Origin of the sequence: Streptomyces atratus (assembly GCF_014648655.1) — a bacterium.
Lineage (GTDB): Bacteria > Actinomycetota > Actinomycetes > Streptomycetales > Streptomycetaceae > Streptomyces > Streptomyces atratus.
The window spans coordinates 74185-86524 of the sequence record NZ_BMRN01000005.1 but is presented as its reverse complement, the minus strand read 5'-3'; the positions used below and the strand labels follow the sequence as shown (position 1 = coordinate 86524).

The following is a 12340-nucleotide window of genomic DNA, read 5'->3' as shown; positions in this document are numbered from 1 at the left end:
GCCCCGGCGACACGCTGCCCGGGAGCTAAGCAATATGCTGATCGGCATGACGAGTGAGCCGGAGCAGCAGATCGGAGTGGGAACGCCCGACGCGTTCCAGCGCCTGTGGACGCCCCACCGGATGGCGTATATCCAGGGCGAGAACAAGCCGACCGGTCCGGAGGCCGGCGACGGCTGTCCGTTCTGTGCGATCCCGGCCAAATCGGATGAGGACGGACTCGTCGTCGCGCGCGGCGAGAAGGTGTATGCCGTGCTGAATCTGTATCCGTACAACGGCGGGCATCTGATGGTCGTGCCGTACCGGCATGTCGCCGACTACACGGAGCTGGATGGTCCGGAGACCATGGAGCTGGCCGATTTCACCAAGCGGGCGATGGCGGCTCTGCGGGCGGCGTCGGGGGCCCACGGGTTCAATATCGGTATGAACCAGGGCTCGGTGGCCGGGGCCGGTATCGCGGCCCATCTGCATCAGCATCTGGTGCCGCGCTGGGGTGGTGACACCAACTTCATGCCCGTGGTCGGGCATACGAAGGTACTGCCGCAGTTGCTCGCCGATACGCGCAAGATGCTTGCCGACGCCTGGCCGGCGACCTGATCCGAGCTGTTGCCTCTGCGCGGGCGCCCCGGTTTCTGCCTTTTGCCGGGGCGCCCTTCGCATGTCTATGCGTCGTACAGGTCGGCCTTGCGCGGGGTCGGGTCCTGCACCATTCCGCTCAGTATCATCGAGCGGTTGTCGAAGCGTTCGGTGTCGACGCCGTTCTCCTCCAGGACGCGTAGGGCGGCGCTGTGCACGGCGCGCAGAACGGGGGTGGCGGCGCGCATCGCGTCGTCGGCCATGAAGCGGTGGCGCCATGGCTTCTCGGCCCACGCGTGGCGCAGGCCGAACGGCTCGGGCAGGGCGATCTTGCCGCCCAGGTAGTCGAGGAGCGGCGGGTACCAGGTGAAGGGGGCGCGCAGGGCGAGGCGGACGACTTCGCGGGGTTCGACCAGTGCGAGGGTGATGTCGCGGGTCTCCCAGAAGCGGACGGTCTTGTTGACCGTCTTGGTCTTGGCCGCCGGCTTGCTGGTGAAGAGCGAGTGGACCGGGCCGAGTGCGTGTCCGGTGACTTCGATGCGCAGGGTCTCGTAGAGCACCGTGACCGTGATCATCATCGTGATGACCAACTGGCCGTCCCAGAGGGTGAACTGAACGCCCAGATAGTGCCGGTCGCCGCCGCCGAACTGCTGGTGGTTGCAGATCCGCTGTATTTCGTGCGGCTTGACCTGGAAGGTGGCGACGTCCTCGCCGTCGGGCCTGGAGACCGCGTCGGCGTTCTCGCCGACGGGTGACACGATCCAGTGGGTGACCGACGGGGTGGGGAATCCTCCGGTGTTCAGCGGACCGCGCTCCAGCACCTTGAGCTGGTCGTGGATGACCCGTATCAGGTCCCAACTGCGGAACTGGTGGAATTCCTTGCCGGGTTCCTTGGCGACGAGCTGTTCGGCGAGCTGCCAGCTGCCCCAGCGGGTCCCCATGCCGAGGATTCCCTTGGGGCCCGCGTAGAAGACCGCGTTGGACTGCTGCTCGGCGGAGAGTTTCTCCAGGCCCTGACGGAGTGCCTCGCGGGAGGTCTCGTTCGGGTTCTTGGGAACGGCCTCGGGGATCTTGGCGATGACGCCGCCGCCGGAGAGCAGTCCCTCCCAGCGGGCGCGCATGTCCTTGGCGGACGACTCGGCGATCCGTTTGGCGATGAGCCAGCCGATGACGGGAGCGACGATCATTGCCCGTACGTAGAGTGCGGGGAATCCGGTGAGCGGCAGCTTGATCAGGAGGAGCAGGGCCACGATGCCGATGACCGGGAGCAGGGCGTTGCCCAGGGCGGCGAGGGCCTTGTCCTTGGTGTTGCCGAGCGAGTCGCGCAGTCGGAAGGCGATGACCCACAGGAGCATTCCGGGCAGGAAGAGGAAGCCGAACAGGGCTGTGACGGCGGTCAGTCTGGCGTCGCGTGCCTTGCGCAGGCGGGTCGCGGACAGGCAGTGCTCGACGACGGTCTGCGGGTCGGTTCCGAAGGACTGGATGAGGGCCTTCCGGGCTCCGCCCAGCATGCGTTCCTGGACGGCGCGGGAGAATGCCTCGCCGAGGTTGGGCTTGAAGTAGTCGGACTTGAAGAGCTTGGAACGGCCTTCCTTCACCTCGGACTTGTGCCACTCGCTGTTGGCTTCAAGGATCTTCTCCACCGGGCTGTCGCGGTACGCGGCGGAGGCGAGGGCGTTCGTCGCCACCGCCTGTGAGCCCGCGCCCTGGAGCGGGATCTGCGCTCCGGGTGAGAAATCGAATCCGTCGTTGGCCACTGTCGCCCCCACTCGCCGCCAAGAACCACTCCTGCGGCTGTTTCCCAACTGCCGTGCCCGGCACACCTTCTGAGCTGGGACCACAGCGTATCGTCCGGATCAATACGCCGCCCGCCTCTGTGGACAAGGGCGGGCGGCACAGTCGATTACGCGTCATTCGGGTTGTTCTCCTGCTGCTCGCGGATGCGTTCCGCGAGCTGTGGGGGCATGGCTTCGTGCCGGGCGTACGCTCGGTCGAAGCGACCGGCTCCATGAGACAGGGAGCGCAGGTCGATCGCGTACCGGCCGATCTCCAGCTCCGGGACCTCGGCCCGTACGAGGGTGCGTCCGGCGCCGGACTGCTCGGTACCGATCACCCTGCCGCGCCGCCCGGACAGATCGCTCATCACAGGGCCGACGTAGTCGTCGGGGACCAGGACCTGGATCTCGGCGACGGGTTCGAGGAGCTGGATACGGGTGTCCGCGGCGGCTTCGCGCAGGGCCAGTGCCCCCGCGGTCTGGAACGCGGCGTCGGAGGAGTCCACCGAGTGGGACTTCCCGTCACGCAGGGTGATGCGTATGTCGACGAGCGGATGCCCGGCGGCGACTCCTCGGGCGGCCTGGGCGCGCACGCCTTTCTCGACGGACGGGATGAACTGACGCGGTACCGCTCCGCCGACCACCTTGTCGACGAATTCGATGCCCGACCCCGGTGGCAGCGGCTCCACGTCGATCTCGCAGATGGCGTACTGGCCGTGGCCGCCGGACTGTTTCACATGCCTGCCGCGCCCGGTCGACGGGCCGGCGAAGGTCTCGCGCAGCGACACCTTGTGCGGTACGGCGTCGACCTGGACGCCGTAACGGCTGCGCAGCCGGTCCAGCGCCACATCCTGATGGGCCTCGCCGAGGCACCACAGGACCACCTGGTGGGTGTCCTGGTTCTGTTCGAGACGCATGGTCGGGTCCTCGGCGACCAGCCGGGAGAGCCCCTGGGAGAGCTTGTCCTCGTCCGCCTTGCTGTGCGCCTCGATGGCGAGCGGCAGCAGTGGGTCCGGTGTGGTCCAGGGGTCCATCAGCAGCGGCTGGCCCTGGGCGGAGAGGGTGTCCCCGGTCTCGGCGCTGCCCAGTTTGGCGACGCAGGCGAGATCTCCGGCGATGCATGCGGTGAGGGGGCGCTGGTGTTTGCCGAAGGGGGAGGAGAGTGCGCCGACGCGTACCTCCGCCTCGTGGAAGGGGCGTGTCTCGTGGCAGGGGTCGTTGAGGCCGTGGCCGAAGACATGGACGGTTTCGTCGGGGCGAAGGGTGCCGGAGAAGACGCGTACGAGCGAGACCCGGCCGACGTACGGGTCGGAGGCCGTCTTGACGACCTCGGCGACGAGTGGGCCGTGCGGGTCGCAGGTCAGGACCGGTCGCGGGGCCCCATGAAGGGGGGTGACTTCGGGGAGCGGGCGCTCCAGCGGGGTCGGGAAGCCGCCGGTGATCAGGTCCAGGAGTTCGACGGTGCCGATGCCCTGGCGGGCGCCTTCGGCGGCGGGGGCCGCACTGAGGACGGGGTGGAAGGCGCCTCGGGCCACAGCGCGCTCCAGGTCGTCGATGAGTGTCTTGATGTCGATCTCACCGCCGCCGAGGTAGCGGTCCATCAGGGTCTCGTCCTCGCTCTCGGCGATGATCCCCTCGATGAGCCGGTTCCGGGCCTCCTGGAGCGTGGTCCGCTGGGCGTCGGCGGGCGGGTTCTCCTGCCGGTCGCCCGAGGAGTAGTCGAAGATCCGCTGGGTGAGGAGTCCGGTGAGCCCGGTGAGCGGAGCGTGCCCGTCCGGGCCCTCGGGTCCGTGCACCGGCAGGTAGAGCGGGAGCACGGCGTCGGGGTCGTCGCCGCCGAAGATCTCGCCGCAGATCCGGGTCATCCCGTCGAACGAGGTGCGCGCCGTGTCGAGGTGCGTGACGACGATGGCGCGCGGCATGCCGACGGCGGCGCACTCGTCCCACACGGCGCGGGTGGAGCCCGCCACGGCGTCGGCCTCCTGGGCAGCGGACACGACGAACAGGGCCGCGTCCGCTGCCCGCAGACCGGCCCTGAGTTCCCCGACGAAATCGGTGTATCCGGGTGTGTCCAGCAGATTGATCTTGTATCCGCCCCATTCGACGGGGACGAGCGAGAGCTGTACGGAGCGTTGCTGGCGGTGTTCGATCTCGTCGTAGTCGGAGACCGTGGCGCCGTCCTCGACCCGCCCGGCCCGGTTGACCGCGCCTGCGGTCAGTGCGAGGGCCTCCACGAGGGTGGTCTTGCCGGAGCCGCTGTGGCCGACCAGCACCACATTCCGTACGGATGAGGGCTGGTCGGCCGTCGCTGCCCTGCCGGCGGCCCCGGTGTGTGCGTGTGCCTTGTCGCCCATGATGCGTGCCTCCCAGATAGTGGCGCGGAGCGGGAAGAAAAGCCGGCGCGGTGGGGGAGAAGGGTGCACGGGCACGGGGAGCCGCCGCGGCGGCTACGGCGACGCCCGCGGTAATTCGAGCTTTCCACTCAGGTCAGGTCGCGTCCATACGTCGTGCACAGCGGCGCGATGCCGGGTGCCCGGACGGTGGAGTCCGGCGGGCGTGACTACGATGGGCCAGCCGGTGGCCGTAGGGGCTGCTCGGCCCACCGACCCTCGGGAAGGCCATGCTGAACAAGTACGCGCGTGCATTTTTTACGCGTGTCCTCACACCGTTCGCCGCACTGTTGCTCCGTCTCGGCGTGAGCCCTGACGCGGTCACGCTGATCGGTACGGCCGGGGTGATGGCAGGTGCGCTGGTCTTCTTCCCGATGGGGGAGTTCTTCTGGGGCACGATCGTCATCACGATCTTCGTCTTTTCCGACCTCGTCGACGGCAATATGGCCCGGCAGGCCGGTATCTCCAGCCGCTGGGGCGCGTTCCTGGACTCGACCCTGGACCGGGTCGCCGACGGGGCGATCTTCGGAGGGCTCGCGCTCTGGTACGCGGGCAACGGCGACGACAACGTGATGTGCGCGGTCGCGATCTTCTGCCTGGCGAGCGGCCAGGTGGTCTCGTACACGAAGGCGCGCGGTGAGTCGATCGGGCTGCCGGTCGCGGTCAACGGTCTCGTGGAGCGCGCCGAGCGGCTGGTCATCTCGCTGGTCGCGGCGGGATTGTCCGGTCTCCACAAGTTCGGTGTTCCGGGGATCCAGATCCTGCTGCCGATCGCACTGTGGATCGTCGCCGTGGGCAGCCTGGTGACTCTCGTGCAGCGGGTCGTGACGGTGCGCCGCGAGTCCGCGGAGGCCGACGCGGCCGAGGCCGCTGCTGCGGACCGGGGGAGCGGGGCCGCGCAGTGAGCGGCGCACCGGGTGACACGCAGTCCGGCCTGCGGGACCGGCTGACCGACGGGCTGTACGGGCTCGGCTGGACCGCCGTCAAGAGGCTCCCCGAACCGGTCGCCAGGGCCCTTTTCCGCACCATCGCCGACCAGGTGTGGAAGCGGCGGGGCAAGAGCGTGCTGCGGCTGGAGTCGAATCTGGCACGGGTTGTACCCGGGGCTTCGCCGGCCCGGCTCGCCGCGCTCTCCAAGGCCGGGATGCGCTCGTACATGCGCTACTGGATGGAGTCGTTCCGGCTGCCCACCTGGAGTCCGGCGCGGATCAAGGCGTCCATAGACGTGAGGGACGCGCACCGGCTGACCGACGGGCTGGACACCGGCCGCGGCGTCATCCTCGCCCTGCCGCACCTGGGGAACTGGGACCTGGCCGGAGCCTGGGTCACCACCGATCTGAAGGTGCCCTTCACCACGGTCGCCGAGCGGCTCAAGCCCGAGACGCTGTACGACCGGTTCGTGGCCTACCGCGAGGGGCTCGGCATGGAGGTCCTGCCGCACAGCGGCGGCGCCGCCTTCGGCACCCTTGCGCGGCGGCTGCGCGCGGGCGGCCTGGTCTGTCTGGTCGCCGACCGTGATCTGTCGGCGTCCGGCGTCGAGGTGAAATTCTTCGGCGACACCGCACGCATGCCCGCTGGACCGGCGCTGCTGGCCCAGCAGACCGGGGCGCTGCTGCTGCCGGTGACGCTCTCGTACGACGACACGCCCGTGATGAAGGCGCGTATCCATCCACCGGTCGAGGTGCCCGAGTCAGGCAGCCGTACGGAGAAGACGTCCTCGATGACACAGGCGCTGGCCGATGCCTTCGCCGTCGGAATCGCCGAGCATCCGCAGGACTGGCACATGCTGCAACGGCTCTGGCTGGCCGACCTGGAGAACCGGGAGGACCGGCCGTGAAGATCGGCATCGTATGCCCGTACTCGTGGGACGTACCGGGCGGTGTGCAGTTCCACATCCGGGACCTGGCCGAACACCTGATCCGTCTGGGACATCAGGTGTCGGTGCTGGCACCCGCCGACGACGAGACACCGCTGCCGCCGTACGTGGTCTCGGCGGGCCGGGCCGTGCCCGTCCCGTACAACGGCTCCGTGGCCCGGCTGAACTTCGGCTTCCTCTCGGCCGCCCGGGTGCGCCGCTGGCTGCACGACGGCACCTTCGACGTGATCCACATCCATGAGCCGACGTCGCCGTCGCTGGGGCTGCTCGCCTGCTGGGCGGCGCAGGGGCCGATCGTCGCCACGTTCCACACCTCCAACCCGCGCTCCCGGGCCATGATCGCCGCGTACCCGATCCTGCAGCCCGCGCTGGAGAAGATCAGCGCGCGCATCGCTGTGAGCGAGTACGCCCGCCGGACCCTGGTCGAGCACCTGGGCGGCGACGCGGTCGTCATCCCGAACGGGGTCGATGTCGGCTTCTTCGCCGCGGCCGAGCCCAGGGCCGAGTGGCAATCAAAGGGGGCGCGAAGCTCGGTTGAGGGCGCTGGCGGGAGACGGGAGGGCGGCACGATCGGCTTCATCGGGCGTATCGACGAGCCACGCAAGGGCCTGCCCGTCCTGATGAGGGCGCTGCCCGCGATCCTTGCCGCGCGTCCGGACACCAGGCTGCTGGTGGCGGGCCGCGGCGACGAGGAGGAGGCCGTCGCCTCGCTGCCCGAGAAGATGCGCGAGCGCGTCGAATTCCTCGGCATGGTGAGCGACGAGGACAAGGCGCGGCTGCTGCGCAGCGTCGATGTGTACGTCGCGCCGAACACGGGCGGCGAGAGCTTCGGGATCATCCTGGTCGAGGCGATGTCGGCCGGTGCGCCGGTCCTGGCCAGCGATCTGGATGCGTTCGCGCAGGTTCTGGACCTGGGTGCGGCGGGCGAACTCTTCGCCAACGAGGACGCGGACGCGCTGGCGTCGGCGGCGATCCGGTTGCTCGGCGACCCGGAGCGGCGAACGGAGCTGCGCGAACGGGGAACCGCACACGTGCGGCGCTTCGACTGGTCGACGGTCGGGGCGGACATCCTCGCGGTGTACGAGACGGTGACGGACGGCGCGGCGTCGGTGGCGGCCGACGAACGCACGGGCCTGCGTGCACGTTTGGGACTGGCACGGGACTAGAACCTTTGGTTCGAGCCCGTCCGGCGATCGGGGTCCGGGGTCCTGGGCAGCGCCCCGGCGGCGACCGGGCCCGCCCCGCACCCGCTTCCGCGCCCGGGACCGGACGGCCGCACCGCCTGCGCCCCGACGGGTAGCCTTGCCGCCCGTGATCGAAACCCTCATCTGGATCGCCGTCGCGATCGTCGCGATCGGTATGTACCTCAGCTGGACCGCCGGGCGGCTGGACCGGCTGCACACACGCATCGACGCCGCCCGCGCTGCCCTCGACGCACAGCTCCTGCGCCGCGCCTCGGTCACCCAGGAACTGGCGACATCGGGTGTCCTCGACCCGGCCGCGTCCATCGTGCTGTACGAGGCCGCGCACGCCGCCCGCCAGGCGGAGGAGGAGAACCGCGAGGTCGCGGAGAGCGAACTGAGCACCGCGCTGCGGGCGGTGTTCGGTGAAACAGTGCAGGTGGAGTCCGTGAAGGAGATCCCCGGCGGCGAGGAGGCGGCGCTCGAACTCGCCGCGGCCGTGCGCCGTGTCCCGATGGCCCGGCGGTTCCACAACGACGCGGTGCGCGCGGCGCGTGCGCTGCGCCGGCACCGTACGGTGCGGTGGTTCCGGCTGGCCGGGCATGCCCCGTTCCCGCTCGCCTTCGAGATGGACGACGAACCGCCTGTAGCCCTGGCGGACCGCCCCGTCAGCTGACCCGGCGGCCACGCTCGTACGTGACCGGGATCACAACCCGTTTCGTACGCGTGCAAAACGATCCACCGGCCTTCCATTGGCCCTTGCTGTGGACTGGTCCCGGAGAGTTTGCTCAGCACTGCACCAACCAGCGCTTTCAGTAACTTTTCTCCGAGTGAGGTCGATCCGTGTCCACGCTTCCCACCACCCCGCAGTCCGCCGACTCCCCGGCCACCGGCACCGCTCGCGTCAAGCGCGGCATGGCCGAGCAGCTCAAGGGCGGCGTGATCATGGACGTCGTCAATGCCGAGCAGGCGAAGATCGCCGAGGATGCGGGCGCCGTGGCCGTCATGGCCCTGGAGCGGGTGCCGGCCGACATCCGCAAGGACGGCGGCGTGGCCCGGATGTCGGACCCGAACATGATCGAGGAGATCATCGAGGCCGTCTCCATCCCGGTGATGGCGAAGTCCCGCATCGGACACTTCGTCGAGGCCCAGGTCCTGCAGTCCCTCGGTGTCGACTACATCGACGAGTCCGAGGTCCTCACCCCGGCCGACGAGGTCAACCACAGCGACAAGTTCGCCTTCACCACTCCGTTCGTCTGTGGCGCCACCAACCTCGGTGAGGCCCTGCGGCGCATCGCCGAGGGCGCGGCCATGATCCGTTCGAAGGGCGAGGCCGGCACCGGAAACGTCGTCGAGGCGGTCCGTCACCTGCGCCAGATCAAGAACGAGATCGCCCGGCTGCGCGGCTACGACAACAACGAGCTGTACGCCGCCGCGAAGGAGCTCCGTGCCCCGTACGAGCTGGTCAAGGAGGTCGCCGAGCTCGGCAAGCTGCCCGTCGTGCTGTTCTCCGCGGGCGGCGTCGCCACCCCCGCCGACGCCGCGCTGATGCGCCAGCTCGGCGCCGAGGGCGTCTTCGTGGGCTCCGGCATCTTCAAGTCCGGCGACCCGGCCAAGCGCGCCGCCGCCATCGTGAAGGCCACCACCTTCTACGACGACCCGAAGATCATCGCGGACGCCTCCCGGAACCTGGGCGAGGCCATGGTCGGCATCAACTGCGACACCCTGCCCGAGGCCGAGCGCTACGCCAACCGTGGCTGGTAGTCACTGATGAGCGAAACCCCTGTGATCGGAGTCCTGGCTCTCCAGGGCGACGTACGGGAACACCTGATCGCCCTGGCCTCGGCGGATGCCCTGGCCAGGCCGGTCCGGCGTCCCGAGGAACTCGCCGAGGTCGACGGCCTGGTCATTCCCGGTGGCGAGTCCACCACGATGTCCAAGCTGGCTTCCCTGTTCGGCATGCTGGAACCGCTGCGCGAGCGGGTACGGGACGGGATGCCGGTCTACGGCACCTGCGCCGGAATGATCCTGCTGGCCGACAAGATCCTCGACCCGCGCTCGGGCCAGGAGACGGTCGGCGGGATCGACATGATCGTGCGCCGCAACGCCTTCGGGCGGCAGAACGAGTCCTTCGAGGCGGCCGTGGAGGTCGCCGGTATCGAGGGCGGCCCGGTCGAGGGCGTGTTCATCCGCGCCCCGTGGGTGGAATCGGTCGGAGCCCAGGCCAAGGTGGTGGCGGAGCACGGTGGCCACATCGTCGCCGTACGTCAGGGAAACGTCCTGGCGACGTCATTCCACCCGGAACTGACCGGGGACCATCGCGTTCACGCGTTGTTCGTGGACATGGTGCGCGCAGTCGTCTGACTCGATCCCGGTAGGATCTCCCGGGTTCGGATCGATTTTGGTGACGCGAAGGAGAAGGCAGATGTCCGGCCACTCTAAATGGGCTACGACGAAGCACAAGAAGGCCGTGATCGATGCCAAGCGCGGCAAACTCTTCGCGAAGCTGATCAAGAACATCGAGGTCGCGGCCCGCACCGGTGGTGTGGACCCCGAGGGAAATCCGACCCTCGTGGACGCGATCCAGAAGGCGAAGAAGAGCTCCGTACCGAACAAGAACATCGACTCCGCGGTCAAGCGCGGTGGCGGTCTCGAAGCGGGCGGCGTCGACTATCAGACGATCATGTACGAGGGTTACGGCCCCAACGGTGTCGCGGTGCTCATCGAGTGCCTCACCGACAACCGCAACCGTGCCGCCTCGGACGTGCGTGTCGCGATGACCCGCAATGGTGGTTCGATGGCCGACCCCGGTTCGGTCTCGTACCTCTTCAACCGCAAGGGTGTCGTCATCGTCCCCAAGGGCGGGCTGACCGAGGACGACGTCCTGGGCGCGGTGCTCGACGCGGGCGCCGAGGAGGTCAACGACCTCGGTGACACCTACGAGGTCGTCAGCGAGGCCACCGACATGGTCGCGGTCCGTACCGCGCTCCAGCAGGCCGGCATCGACTACGACTCCGCCGAGGCCAACTTCCTGCCCACCATGCAGGTCGAGCTGGACGAGGAGGGCGCGCGCAAGATCTTCAAGCTGATCGACGCGCTGGAGGACAGCGACGACGTGCAGAACGTCTTCGCCAACTTCGATGTCTCGGACGAGGTCATGGAGAAGGTCGAAGCCTGAGCCACGCTCAGCGCAGCCTTCACGGACGGGCCGACGGGGACACACCCCGTCGGCCCGTCGCATTGTCAGTGCGAGCCGATAGCCTGCGGGAACAGTTGACCGATCGGTACGGAGGGGCCTCCCATGCGGGTACTCGGCGTCGACCCGGGGCTGACCCGGTGCGGTGTCGGCGTCGTCGAAGGCGTCGCCGGCCGGCCCCTGACGATGCTCGGCGTCGGAGTCGTCCGCACCGCGGCCGATGCGGAGCTCGGCCACCGGCTGGTGGCCATCGAGCGCGGCATCGAGCAGTGGCTCGACGAGCACCGGCCCGAATTCGTCGCCGTGGAGCGGGTGTTCAGCCAGCACAACGTCCGTACGGTGATGGGCACCGCCCAGGCCAGTGCGGTCGCCATGCTTTGCGCATCCCGGCGCGGCATACCGGTCGCCCTGCACACCCCCAGCGAGGTCAAGGCAGCCGTCACCGGCAGCGGCCGTGCCGACAAGGCGCAGGTCGGAGCCATGGTCACCCGGCTGCTGCGGCTCGATGCCCCGCCGAAACCCGCCGACGCGGCCGACGCGCTCGCGCTCGCCATCTGCCACATCTGGCGCGCCCCCGCTGTCAACCGCCTCCAACAGGCACACGCGGCTGCCGCCGCCGCAGCCCGCACCGCGCGCGCTCCCCGTACTTCTACAGTTCCCGTCCGGAAGGTCCCCCGATGATCGCCTTCGTCAGCGGCCCCGTGGCCGCGCTCGCCCCGACCACGGCCGTGATCGAGGTCGGCGGCATCGGCATGGCCGTCCAGTGCACGCCGAACACCCTCGCCGGCCTCCGGATCGGCAAGGAGGCCAGGCTGGCCACCTCCCTCGTCGTACGGGAGGATTCGCTCACCCTCTACGGCTTCGCCGACGACGACGAGCGGCTGGTCTTCGAGCTGCTCCAGACCGCGAGCGGAGTCGGACCACGGCTCGCCCAGGCCATGCTTGCCACCCATAGTCCGGACGCCCTGCGGATCGCGGTCGCCACCGACGACGAGAAGGCGCTCACCGCCGTCTCCGGCATCGGCAAGAAGGGCGCGCAGAAACTCCTCCTCGAACTGAAGGACAGACTCGGCGAGCCCGTGGGCGCCCACATCGGCCGACAGGGCATCGGCACTGCCGTCACCTCCTCCTGGCGCGATCAGCTGCAGGCCGCCCTGATCGGTCTCGGCTACGCCACCCGTGAGGCCGACGAAGCGGTCACCGCTGTCGCCCCGCAGGCCGAGGCGGCCCTGGCCGAGGGCGGACAGGCCCCCGTGCCGCAGCTGCTGCGCGCTGCGCTGCAGACCCTCAACCGCGCGCGCTGACCGGAGCGCGTCATCCCGGGGGAGACCCCGACCGGGCCGGGCAC

12 protein-coding genes are annotated in these 12340 nt (G+C 69.4%); 10 read left to right on the top strand and 2 right to left on the bottom strand.

The genetic code is table 11. The features are described 5' to 3' along the window. Positions 1-34: 34 nt before the first annotated feature. The gene (locus tag IEZ15_RS10385) at positions 35-595 is read left to right on the top strand and encodes an HIT family protein (protein ID WP_114243533.1); all 561 of its coding nucleotides are present in this window, start codon (positions 35-37) and stop codon (positions 593-595) included. Positions 596-660: 65 nt separating this feature from the next. Here the strand turns inward: IEZ15_RS10385 and IEZ15_RS10380 are convergent, their stop codons facing one another. Then, positions 661-2331, bottom strand: coding sequence for an AbeC-like domain-containing protein (locus IEZ15_RS10380; protein WP_189276051.1), 1671 nt, complete (start codon positions 2329-2331; stop codon positions 661-663). Positions 2332-2477: 146 nt separating this feature from the next. Then, positions 2478-4703 carry an elongation factor G-like protein EF-G2 gene (locus tag IEZ15_RS10375; RefSeq protein WP_189276049.1) on the bottom strand — a complete coding sequence of 742 codons (2226 nt, stop codon included), beginning with the start codon at positions 4701-4703 and terminating at the stop codon, positions 2478-2480. A 266-nt stretch (positions 4704-4969) separates the two neighbouring features. On the opposite strand from IEZ15_RS10375, the gene pgsA reads away from it, so the two are divergent. From pgsA to ruvA, 9 genes are all read left to right on the top strand, one after another. Then, a complete protein-coding gene (gene pgsA / locus IEZ15_RS10370; protein ID WP_114243530.1) occupies positions 4970-5644 on the top strand; it encodes a phosphatidylinositol phosphate synthase in 675 nt (224 codons plus the stop codon). Continuing rightward, on the top strand, positions 5641-6576 hold the full coding sequence (locus tag IEZ15_RS10365) for a phosphatidylinositol mannoside acyltransferase (protein WP_189276047.1): 936 nt from the start codon (positions 5641-5643) through the stop codon (positions 6574-6576). The genes pgsA and IEZ15_RS10365 overlap by 4 nt, the downstream gene beginning before the upstream one ends. After that, entirely contained in the window at positions 6573-7781 is a 1209-nt protein-coding gene (locus IEZ15_RS10360) for a glycosyltransferase family 4 protein (protein WP_189276045.1), read from the top strand. The genes IEZ15_RS10365 and IEZ15_RS10360 overlap by 4 nt, the downstream gene beginning before the upstream one ends. 193 nt (positions 7782-7974) lie before the next feature. Continuing rightward, entirely contained in the window at positions 7975-8472 is a 498-nt protein-coding gene (locus tag IEZ15_RS10355; protein WP_189276426.1) for a hypothetical protein, read from the top strand. A gap of 167 nt (positions 8473-8639) precedes the next feature. Next, positions 8640-9560: a pyridoxal 5'-phosphate synthase lyase subunit PdxS gene (pdxS, locus tag IEZ15_RS10350; RefSeq protein ID WP_093898403.1), complete on the top strand. Its 921-nt coding sequence runs from the start codon at positions 8640-8642 to the stop codon at positions 9558-9560. Between the two features lie 6 nt (positions 9561-9566). After that, complete coding sequence (gene pdxT, locus IEZ15_RS10345; RefSeq protein ID WP_189276043.1) at positions 9567-10160, top strand: pyridoxal 5'-phosphate synthase glutaminase subunit PdxT; 594 nt, start codon at positions 9567-9569, stop codon at positions 10158-10160. 61 nt (positions 10161-10221) lie between these two features. Next, positions 10222-10974, top strand: coding sequence for a YebC/PmpR family DNA-binding transcriptional regulator (locus IEZ15_RS10340; protein ID WP_114243525.1), 753 nt, complete (start codon positions 10222-10224; stop codon positions 10972-10974). 123 nt (positions 10975-11097) lie between these two features. Beyond that, positions 11098-11673 (top strand): crossover junction endodeoxyribonuclease RuvC, encoded by a 576-nt coding sequence (ruvC, locus tag IEZ15_RS10335; protein ID WP_114243524.1) that lies wholly within the window; start codon positions 11098-11100, stop codon positions 11671-11673. Next, positions 11670-12296 (top strand): Holliday junction branch migration protein RuvA, encoded by a 627-nt coding sequence (gene ruvA / locus IEZ15_RS10330; protein WP_189276041.1) that lies wholly within the window; start codon positions 11670-11672, stop codon positions 12294-12296. Before ruvC ends, ruvA begins: the two co-directional genes overlap by 4 nt. Positions 12297-12340 lie beyond the last annotated feature (44 nt).

Bases quoted from the DNA above. Each gene is read 5' to 3' on its own strand.
- IEZ15_RS10385 (WP_114243533.1), top strand. From the start codon at position 35: ATGCTGATCGGCATGACGAGTGAGCCGGAGCAGCAGATCGGAGTGGGA.
- IEZ15_RS10375 (WP_189276049.1), bottom strand. From the start codon at position 4,703: ATGGGCGACAAGGCACACGCACACACCGGGGCCGCCGGCAGGGCAGCG.
- pgsA (WP_114243530.1), top strand. From the start codon at position 4,970: ATGCTGAACAAGTACGCGCGTGCATTTTTTACGCGTGTCCTCACACCG.
- IEZ15_RS10355 (WP_189276426.1), top strand. From the start codon at position 7,975: ATGTACCTCAGCTGGACCGCCGGGCGGCTGGACCGGCTGCACACACGC.
- pdxT (WP_189276043.1), top strand. From the start codon at position 9,567: ATGAGCGAAACCCCTGTGATCGGAGTCCTGGCTCTCCAGGGCGACGTA.
- IEZ15_RS10340 (WP_114243525.1), top strand. From the start codon at position 10,222: ATGTCCGGCCACTCTAAATGGGCTACGACGAAGCACAAGAAGGCCGTG.
- ruvC (WP_114243524.1), top strand. From the start codon at position 11,098: ATGCGGGTACTCGGCGTCGACCCGGGGCTGACCCGGTGCGGTGTCGGC.
- ruvA (WP_189276041.1), top strand. From the start codon at position 11,670: ATGATCGCCTTCGTCAGCGGCCCCGTGGCCGCGCTCGCCCCGACCACG.